Genomic DNA, 9827 nt, shown 5'->3' with positions numbered 1-9827 from the left:
GGATGAGGAGGTAGGGGAAAGGTTAAAGGGTAAAGGGAAAAGGGATAAATTTAACCTTTCCCCCGGTTGGTGAGCTTGTCGAACCATACCCCTTTCCCTTTTTCCATTCCCTGGAATGCCCCATGCCCAATTTTTAATCTTTCGCCAAAACTCCATTGAGGAAAATGTCAGCTAATCCTTCTGCCATTTGTTGCATTTGTTGGGGGGAGGCATCTGGTTCCATGAGGGTGTTGTTGGAAAAACCTGCGATCGCAAACATTCCTAAGAAAACTTTGGCCACTAGGTTGGCGTCCATTTGGCGATAAATGCCTTTATCCATTGCTGTTTGAAAGAAGGCTTCGGCAACGTCGGTCATTTTACTGATGACTTCTAATTGAATGCGATCGCGTAAGTCAGGATGAAATTGCACTTCCATGAAACAAACGCGCATTAAATCGGCATTTTTTTGAAAGTTCCACATCCGACGGCGCATCACTTGAGCTACTGCTTTATAGCTACCCATTTCGCTTAATTCTGTAAGCAGATCTGTCAGAATCTCCACCCATCCACTTGTGGCTACTTCTACCAAAATCGCTTTTTTATTGGGAAAATGGCGAAATAGAGTGCCTTCAGCTACACTTGCTGCTTGGGCTAAATCACGGGTAGTAGTGCCATCAAATCCCTGAGAGGCAAACAACCGTTGTGCTGCCTGTAAAATCCGGGTGCGTGTCTGAGCCTCTGAAGGCGGGGGAGAATTAAAAACTCGCATAATTGTTATGGTGAAATATCCGGTGCCGGACTTGTAGCATTATTCTCTAATGTCAAGTACAAAACCCGAAAAACCTTAATACAACATTAACGCTCTATTTGCTAAGTAGCGTATTTCTTCTGTAGTGTAACTTTATCTTAATTTTGGCTTATGAACAAACTCTGCCAGTGGATTTTCAATTTGAGATTTTGGATTTGGGATTGCTTCAACGGTTTACAGCAAGGAGTCCCCAATCTCCAATTATCAGTGACATCCTACCGAGTGTTTGCCGCTTTGTTGGCTGCGATGGTTTTTTGCTGGGGACTACACCCAGGAGTTGCTCTGGCTCAAACTCAAACAATATCTCCTGCAAGTTCGATTCAACCTTATCTCGATGGAGTCATCAAGGAGTTAACGGAGTTTCGCCTAGACAATGGTTTGAAGTTTATTGTTCTGGAACGACATAAAGCACCTGTGGTTTCTTTTCTGACTTATGCTGATGTCGGTGGTGTGGATGAGCCGGATGGTAAAACAGGTGTAGCGCACTTTCTAGAACATTTGGCCTTTAAAGGAACGACGCGCATCGGTACAGAAGATTACAAAACAGAAAAACCACTATTAGAACGCCTAGACAAGTTGGATGCCCAAATTCAAGCAGCGAAGGCTGATGGTAAAAAGGATGAAGTGGCGCGCTTGGAAGCTGAGTTTAAACAAGTGGAATCCCAAGCCGGGAAGCTAGTCAAGCAAAACGAACTGGGGCGAATTGTGGAACAAGCGGGGGGTGTGGGTTTAAATGCCACTACTTCCAGTGAAGCTACGCGTTACTTTTACAGTTTTCCTGCCAATAAGTTGGAACTTTGGATGTCGCTGGAGTCGGAGAGATTTCTTGACCCTGTAATTCGTCGTGAATTTTATAAAGAAAGAGATGTGATTTTAGAAGAACGACGGATGCGGGTGGAAAATTCACCCATTGGGGCAATGTTGGAGAAATTCATTGACACTGCCTACAAAGTTCATCCTTACAGGCGTCCGGTGATTGGTTATGACAAAGATATTCGTAACTTAACACCAGAAGATGTACAAAAGTTTTATGACGCTTATTATGTACCAAATAATTTAGCGATCGCCATTGTGGGAGATGTCAATCCTGCTGAAGTGAAAAAACTTGCACAAACTTATTTTGGACGCTATCAAGCCAAAGTTAAAGCTACTGCCAAAATTCCTGCGGAACCACAACAAAAACAAACACGGGAAGTTACTTTACAACTACCTGCCCAACCTTTGTATTTTGAAGGTTATCACCGTCCTTCAGTTACTCATCCAGATAATGCAGTCTACGAAATCATTGGCAGTTTATTAAGTGATGGTCGCACTTCACGGCTGTATAAATCTTTGGTAGATAAACAGCGTTTAGCGCTCAATGCCCAAGGTTTTAGCGGTTTTCCTGGCGATAAATACGCAAATTTAATGTTATTTTATGCCGTCACGGCTCCCGGACGTACTGTTGATGAATTGGCGATCGCTTTAGACCAGGAAATTCAAAAATTAAAAACTGAACCTGTATCTGCGGTTGAGCTAGAGCGAGTAAAAACCCAAGCAAGGGCTGATTTATTGCGTAGTTTGACTTCTAATAGCGGCATGGCTCAGCAATTGTTGGAATATGAAGTTAAAACTGGCTCTTGGCGGAATTTGTTTAAGGAGTTAGATGAAATTGCAGCGGTAACTCCTGGCGATATTCAGCGGGTGGCAAAGGCGACGTTTACACCGGAAAATCGCACCATTGGTAAGCTGTTGTCGAAACAGGGCTAAGAAAAATGAACCGCAAAGGACGCAAAGGAAGAGAGATATGGAAAGGTATAAGGGTAAGGGTAAAAGGAAGATGGGTTTAAAAATTCCTAATGGGAAGAAGATTGTTTCGGCGTTGGTTGTGGCTTTTGCCTTTTTACTTTTTACTTTTAATTTTTCGGTTGCAGCCACGGCACAGGCCAAACATTACACTGAGTTGCAATTACCACCGCTACCAGAAATTAAGTTACCAAAGTATGAGCGGTTTGTACTGCAAAACGGGTTGGTTGTGTATTTGATGGAGGATCGTGAGTTACCTTTGGTGAAGGGTACGGTGTTGGTGAGGACTGGGAATCGTTTGGAACCCTTGGAAAAAGTCGGGTTGGCTGGTTTTACAGGGGCGGTAATGCGGACTGGAGGAACTACCAAGCATTCTGCTGATGAATTAAATGAAATATTGGAACAACGGGCGGCTTCGGTGGAAACTGCTATTGGTGAAACTGCTGGTAGTGCGAGTTTTGATGCCCTGAGTGAAGATTTAGAAACGGTGTTTGGGTTGTTTGCTGAAGTGTTACGATCGCCAGTATTTGCTCAAGAAAAGCTAGATTTGGCGAAAACCCAAGCCAGGGGGGCGATTGCACGGCGCAATGACGATCCTAATGGCATTGCGAATCGAGAATTTCGCAAGTTGCTTTATGGCAAAGATAGCTCCTACGGTCGCACCACAGAATATGCAACTATAGATCGAGTTTCTCGTGAGGATTTGCTGAAATTTTATCAGCAATATTTCCACCCGAATAATATGATTTTGGGCATAGTGGGGGACTTTGACGCAAAAAAAATGCGATCGCTAGTTCAAGCCAAGTTTGGCGACTGGAAACCCAACCCCAAAATTACTAAACCCCAACTACCAGAGGTTTCCCCAGCTAATACTGGCGGTGTATTTTTTGTCAATCAGCCGCAGCTAACACAAAGCAGCGTGTTAATTGGACATTTAGGCGGAGAGTTTAACAATCCAGATTATCCAGCCCTAAGTGTGTTGAATGAAGTGTTAAATGGATTTGGCGGACGGTTATTTAATGAATTGCGATCGCGCCAAGGTTTAGCTTATTCTGTATACGGCTTCTGGAGTCCCCGTTACGATTATCCGGGGATGTTTGTTGCTGGCGGACAAACGCGATCGGATGCTACAGTGCAGTTTGTCAAAGCTTTAGAAGCTGAAATTAAGCGTATCCAAACCGAAAAAGTGACACCAAAGGAACTAGCTTTTGCTAAAGAATCAACACTCAATTCCTTTGTTTTCAACTTTCAAGACCCCAGTCAAACCTTATCGCGCCTGATGCAATACGAATATTACGGCTATCCGGCTGATTTCCTATTTCGCTATCAAAAAGCCGTAGCCGCCACCACAGTTGATGACGTGCAACGGGCGGCACAAAAATACCTCAAGCCAGAAAACATCGTCACTTTAGTAGTGGGTAATCAAACAGCTATTCAACCACCCTTGACACAATTAGCTACAAAAGTAACACCAATAGATGTGACGATTCCCGACTTACAACCACAGGCCAAGAATTAGGGCATTGCTGAATAAGCTAATGCGCGCTAAAAAAGCATAACTAACAAGAGTGGTTGTTGACTGTTAACTGTCAACGGTCAACAGTCAACAACCTAAACCAGAATAATTTATTTTTTGAAGTTACCTGATTGCTTGATAACAACACATAAAAAAGAGACAGACAAATCAAACAAATTTATAGCAATTCATCAGTAATTAAGACACAATTTCCTGATTTTTGTCTATAAAATTTCTCTAAATTTATTGACTTTATGGAATACCAAAGCAAAATAATATAATGAATAGTTTTGATATTTGATTTCAAAATTATTCACAATCGGGTTATTTAGCATTAAGTATTTCTGGAGTTGAGTCAATGGTCAGAATCAAGGTTTACGAGCTGCACCCTAGTGCAGACAAAGAACTTATCAATGAAATCACTGCTAGAGAAATGAAGACAGTAGAAGGTGGTGTAGGAGCTAACCCAACAAATAGGCAGTTCTCTAATACACTTGACCCAATTAATCAATCCACTACAGCTGAACCTCAATCATCACGCATAAACTCGCTGCAAGAAGTAAATTCCCTCTTAGATAACTTTAGGTTAGAACTGGATAAAATATTTAGGAGGCTGGTATAAGAGGTAATTTGCGAATTTATCTATGAGCAGAGTTTTGTTATTTAAGTTTTCTCTCATATGCGTGCGTTCTAATTCTCACTAATATTAGAACGCACTTTTTTATGAAAAATTTTAAGTATGAAGGCTTAATATAGCAATTCCAAATAATTTGTGAAATATTACGTGTTAGGGTTGTTGACTGTTAGGGACATCCAATAAATTAATTACCACTACTTGTTGTGTGTGCATCTTGTCAGTCCTTAGCTTGGGGCGGGCGAGACGCCATTGGTGTCAACTTAACCTGAAACCTTTGTGATGACCTAGTTTTGAATTCACTCATTTACGAGTTCCATCCGCCCTGCCCCACCCCGGTTTTGTCTAAAGCCAAAACCTCCCCTCCCCTTGGCAAGGGGAGGGGTTGGGGGTGGGGTAAAACGATTGTGGGACAAGAGTTTGAGCTTAAGTTGACACCTATGGCGAGACGCCCACCCCACAAGAAGTAGTTGATTATTTTTTTATTTGCAAGTTCCTTAATCGTTGACAGTCAACACCGATATTATTCACAACTGAAATAGGATTGCTATAAAAGTTCGTAGTCAGGGTTTTAGTCCTTTAAAACCTGTTAAGAGAGCGATAAATCGCCCACTACAAACAACACCTTATTTGATATTTAATGATTCTAAATTCTATTTTGATAAAGACTCAAGTCATTGACATCTGTCTTTATAAACACTTTTAAAACCTTGACTTTGCTAATTTCATCAATAAAAATTGCAGTAACAGGTAAGGAAAGCCGAGCTAAATTATCTGTTGAATTAACCTGGTTTAAAGCAAGTTTTCTAAGAGGAAAAATGGCAAATATCACTCTTTCCGAACTCTATGTTTCTGGTTCTGATTTGTTTGCAGGAACCGAAAGCTTTCTCAATGATTTAAACGATGCTGATTCCATCTCTGGTGGTAACTATTACAATTTCAGCGACATTTCAAGCTTGACAAAACTAGCTGAAGCATATGTTGATACCTATGCTATCGGTCATGTGACCTTTGTCGCTAAGTCCTACAGCAACGGTACATACTACTAATTGCTGAGCAGTTACTCACAAGCCTCAATGGCTCTTTGGGGATAAAAATAACAAGTCGTCTCTATTTCATGTCTGGGGTTTCTTGATTATGAATAATCCTCAAGAGCCAAACAAATATATTCCTACTGCTGAATTAAAACAAGGATTTGAGGAATAAGTCATGGCAAATATTACTCTTTCTGAACTCTACGTTTCTGGTTCTGAATTATTTGTAGGAACCGAAAGTTTTCTTAATGATTTAAGCGACGCTGATGCTATCTCTGGTGGTAATTATGGTGGTTTTAGCGACATTTCAACCTTGACAAAATTAGCTGAAGCATACGTTGATACCTATGCTATCGGTCATATCACCTTTGTCGCTAAGTCCTACAGCAACGGTACTTACTACTAATTGCTGAGTAGTTAGTTAACAAAGCTCAATGGCTCTTTGGGATAAAACATAGAAAGCTATTTCTATTTATACCCAAGAGCCAACTAAATGAATTGAACAACAATACAAGGATTTGAGGAATAAGTCATGGCAAATATCACTCTTTCTGAACTCTACGTTTCTGGTTCTGAATTGTTTGCAGGAACCGAAAGCTTTCTCAATGATTTAAGCGACGCTGATGCTATCTCTGGTGGTAATTATGCTGGATTTAGCGACATTTCAACCTTGACAAAACTAGCTGAAGCATATGTTGATACTTATGCTATCGGTCATATCACCTTTGTTGCTAAGTCCTACAGCAAAGCTACATACTACTAATGCTTGAGTAGTTAAGTAGAAAGCTTAATGGCTATTTGGGTATAAAAATAGAAATTAATTGATATTTATACCCAAAGGCCAATCACATGAATTGAATGAAAACCTAATGATTACAAGTGCTTGAGGAATAAGTCATGGCAAATATTACTCTTTCTGAACTCTATGTTTCTGGTTCTGAGTTATTCGTAGGAACCGAAAGTTTTCTCAATGATTTAAGCGACGTTGATTCCATCTCTGGTGGTAGCGAAAAGTCTGGATTTAGCGACATTTCAACTTTAACAAAGTTAGCTGAAGCGTATGTTGATACCTATGCTATCGGTCATATTGCTTTTATAGCTAAATCATATAGCAGTAGTGCTGTTGGTTGATAATCAACTTGTAGTTAATTAAATCTAGCAATCCTACTTGAGTTGAATAATTCATATTATTTTTCAACCAATGATTTAGGATTGCTAGCTTCGGCGGAAGGCAGGGGATATTAAAAAATCAAAAGTTATTTAATGCGTGAATTTTGAATTGATTTTTCTCCCTTGTCTTCCTTTGCTACATCAATAATTTTTGCAAAAGCTCTACTCTCTTCAGCCCAAAAAATCAATAAAATATGGATTTTTTAGCTTCTGGATGGAGTTATAGCAACTTTGAAATTTTCAAGGAAATATCTGAAGAATATGCCATTTTTATTAAGTTCTCAAAATGTTTTTGATTACCTAATTTCTCTGGGATTATGTACTCACGAAAAACAAGGATTGAGTAAAATTGAGCTAAAGCCTGCGAAAAATTTTAACTTGTTAGTTACCTTACCAGAAGGTCAGCAACTTTTAGTTAAACAAGAACGTCACAATCGAGAAGGAAAAGCTGTTGGTGAGTTTGTTGACGAATGGAGAATTCATAATTTTTTTCGGACTTTTCCAGAAATTAGTCACATTCGCTCCTATTGTTCGGAAGTACTGCATTTTGATGCGGAAAATTCCATTATTATTTTTAATTATCTGAGTAATTATCGCGATTTGGCAGACTTTTACATCAAAGAGAATTTTTTCTCCACTGAAATTGCCAAGGTAATTGGCAGGATTTTGGCATCGATTCATCGTGTAAGTCTTAGTCGTCCAGAATATCGAGAATTTTTTCAAAATCGCGAAAATGCATCTAGTCAACAACCTCCAAACCTACATCAAGGACTAGATAGAATTACACCAGAAATTTTCGGTAGAGTTCCTAATGATGGATTGAAATTTTTCACCCTTTATCAACGTTACGATAGTTTAGGACAAGCGATCGCAGATTTGGCTAGCGCTTTTAATGCCTACTGTTTGACTCATAACGATTTGAAACTGAATAATATTCTGATTTCTCTCAATTGGGAACAAGCAACTTTTCAGGAATCACTTTCAGGTGAAAGTGTGATTCGGCTGATTGACTGGGAACGTTGTGATTGGGGAGATCCAGCAAATGATTTAGGAAATTTATTAGCCAGCTACCTGCAAATATGGCTATATAGTATTGTCATTGGTAAAGATATTGCGATCGAACAATCCTTACGTCTAGCTACGACTCCTTTGCAACTCCTCCAGCCATCAATGGCGGCGTTAGTGACTACTTATTTAGCTGAATTTCCTCAAGTACTACAACATCGTCCTGATTTTTTACAACGAGTTATCCAATTTTCTGGTTTAGCTTTGATTAGATCTATTCAGGCGATACTCCAGTATGAAAAGAGATTTGGTAATTCTGGTATCTGTATGCTGCAAGTTGCCAAGAGTTTATTGTGCCGTCCAGAAGCATCTATACCCACGATTTTTGGCGTCCAAGCATCAGACCTCCGTCCAACAAACTTATCTCCTGTGTAGACCTTGGTGGTCTACGTTTTTTGAAAATCCCTAAATTTCCCGCCGTTGCATAATTTCGGGATGATTTGAGAATTTGCATCAAGACATAATCCCCGTGTCTCCGTGTCTCCATGTCCCCGTGTCCCCGCGTCTCCATATCTCCATGTCCCCGTGTCCCCGCGTCTCCATATCTCCGTGTCTCCGTGTCTGGTGTGTCAGCCGAAATCATCCCATTATTCAGCAACGCCAATTTCCCTTCTACTCCTCTGTTATTTACACAGTAGCCATTATGCAACTATTAGACTCCCTACAAACTCAACTATCAGAAGTTCCAGAGCCATTGCAGACATTGTTACAAGACATCGTTCATAACGTTCAAATTCAATCTCATTATTGCATTCAGCATCCAGATTACAAACCAATGGAATTACCAGAGTCAGCAATTCCAGGCTTTCAGCAATTACCTTTGGATCTGCAAAACAAATTTTTAAGTCTGCAATTGCGTAGTTTTCTCTACGGTATCTATTACAACGGTTCTTTAAAATCTGCTCTTGCTTTTGATGCAGATACATCAAATTTGGCACTCAACCAAAATCTGGAAAATAATACTCTTTTGGGTGTAGATGTAGCTTTTTATGAACGCTTACATGAAAGCAATAGGGGTGAAGGCTACTTCAGCAATGATTGGCTTGTAATTCAAGAAGAAGATGACTTTGTAATTGTATATAAAAATGGTTTGAAACTACATATACAGCGACATATTCATTTGCAACCAGCACAACGAAATGCTACTCTTGGTAACTTAGTTGCAATTAGAATGCCCAAAAATTTAGTACAAAATGCATTCTATATGGCAATTGGTAATGCAGCTTCTCATGCTAATGAAAATATTGTGCGCGTTTATTTCAATTTAACCGCAGAAGGAGCAGTTGCAGTGATGGATAGTTTAACTACCCAACTCAACTTCAGAGATATTCCTTTTTCATTTAAAGCACTCTATAATCCTTCAGATTATGAACGTTGCGATTCAGCAGTACTTTATTTTGACAAAAACAGATATGAGGTTATTCAGCCAGTATTAGAAAGGGTGTATTTAGAAAATCAATCTTATTTTAAAGAAGAAGTACCTTTGTTTACCAAGTTAATAGCACCAGGATTAGCGATCGCTGAAGAACCAGACCAAAAGTTTAGCACTCATGAAAGCTTCGGTACAAATCGCTGTCAAATTATTGCCAATGGTTTGCTTGATAGTTGGCTGGGAGGAAATGATACACCAGCAGAGCGCATGACAGCAGTTTTAAAATATTTTTCTTTATACCAAATTCAATTACAACGTCCCTACCTCAATGCCAATTCTGAGGATATATACACTTCATTGCATCTCTAACAGTCTGATTTGATTTGTTAAACAATTTTGGATTTTAGGTTTTCATCCAAAATTTAAAATCCAAAATTTTTATAAGGTTATTTACTGATTATATC

General features: G+C 39.5%; 10 protein-coding genes. 9 read left to right on the top strand and 1 reads right to left on the bottom strand.

Translation table 11 applies throughout. The features are described 5' to 3' along the window. Positions 1-133: 133 nt before the first annotated feature. A complete protein-coding gene (locus tag GNE10_RS26555; protein WP_185568304.1) occupies positions 134-748 on the bottom strand; it encodes a TetR/AcrR family transcriptional regulator in 615 nt (204 codons plus the stop codon). Positions 749-1033: 285 nt separating this feature from the next. Here GNE10_RS26555 and GNE10_RS26550 point away from each other — a divergent pair, with 285 nt between their 5' ends. The 9 genes from GNE10_RS26550 to GNE10_RS26510 all read left to right on the top strand — a co-directional run bounded on the left by GNE10_RS26550 (position 1034) and on the right by GNE10_RS26510 (position 9732). Next, positions 1034-2536, top strand: a complete 1503-nt coding sequence (locus tag GNE10_RS26550; protein WP_260447045.1) for a pitrilysin family protein — start codon at positions 1034-1036, stop codon at positions 2534-2536. Positions 2537-2573: 37 nt separating this feature from the next. Continuing rightward, complete coding sequence (locus GNE10_RS26545) at positions 2574-4091, top strand: pitrilysin family protein (protein ID WP_260447044.1); 1518 nt, start codon at positions 2574-2576, stop codon at positions 4089-4091. A 355-nt stretch (positions 4092-4446) separates the two neighbouring features. Beyond that, complete coding sequence (locus tag GNE10_RS26540; RefSeq protein ID WP_185568298.1) at positions 4447-4710, top strand: hypothetical protein; 264 nt, start codon at positions 4447-4449, stop codon at positions 4708-4710. Positions 4711-5540: 830 nt separating this feature from the next. Further along, positions 5541-5771, top strand: coding sequence for a hypothetical protein (locus tag GNE10_RS26535; RefSeq protein WP_185568294.1), 231 nt, complete (start codon positions 5541-5543; stop codon positions 5769-5771). Between the two features lie 160 nt (positions 5772-5931). Then, on the top strand, positions 5932-6162 hold the full coding sequence (locus GNE10_RS26530) for a hypothetical protein (protein WP_099071815.1): 231 nt from the start codon (positions 5932-5934) through the stop codon (positions 6160-6162). 126 nt (positions 6163-6288) lie between these two features. Then, entirely contained in the window at positions 6289-6519 is a 231-nt protein-coding gene (locus GNE10_RS26525; RefSeq protein ID WP_185568292.1) for a hypothetical protein, read from the top strand. A gap of 134 nt (positions 6520-6653) precedes the next feature. Then, complete coding sequence (locus GNE10_RS26520; protein ID WP_185568289.1) at positions 6654-6887, top strand: hypothetical protein; 234 nt, start codon at positions 6654-6656, stop codon at positions 6885-6887. Between the two features lie 300 nt (positions 6888-7187). Further along, positions 7188-8366, top strand: a complete 1179-nt coding sequence (locus GNE10_RS26515; RefSeq protein ID WP_185568285.1) for a phosphotransferase — start codon at positions 7188-7190, stop codon at positions 8364-8366. A 268-nt stretch (positions 8367-8634) separates the two neighbouring features. After that, a complete protein-coding gene (locus tag GNE10_RS26510) occupies positions 8635-9732 on the top strand; it encodes a T3SS effector HopA1 family protein (RefSeq protein ID WP_185568282.1) in 1098 nt (365 codons plus the stop codon). The last annotated feature ends 95 nt before the right edge of the window (positions 9733-9827 follow it).

It is taken from the genome of Nostoc sp. 2RC (assembly GCF_014222165.1).
GTDB lineage: Bacteria > Cyanobacteriota > Cyanobacteriia > Cyanobacteriales > Nostocaceae > Nostoc > Nostoc linckia.
The sequence above is the reverse complement of the archived record's forward strand: the minus strand, read 5'-3'. Positions and strand labels throughout refer to the sequence as shown.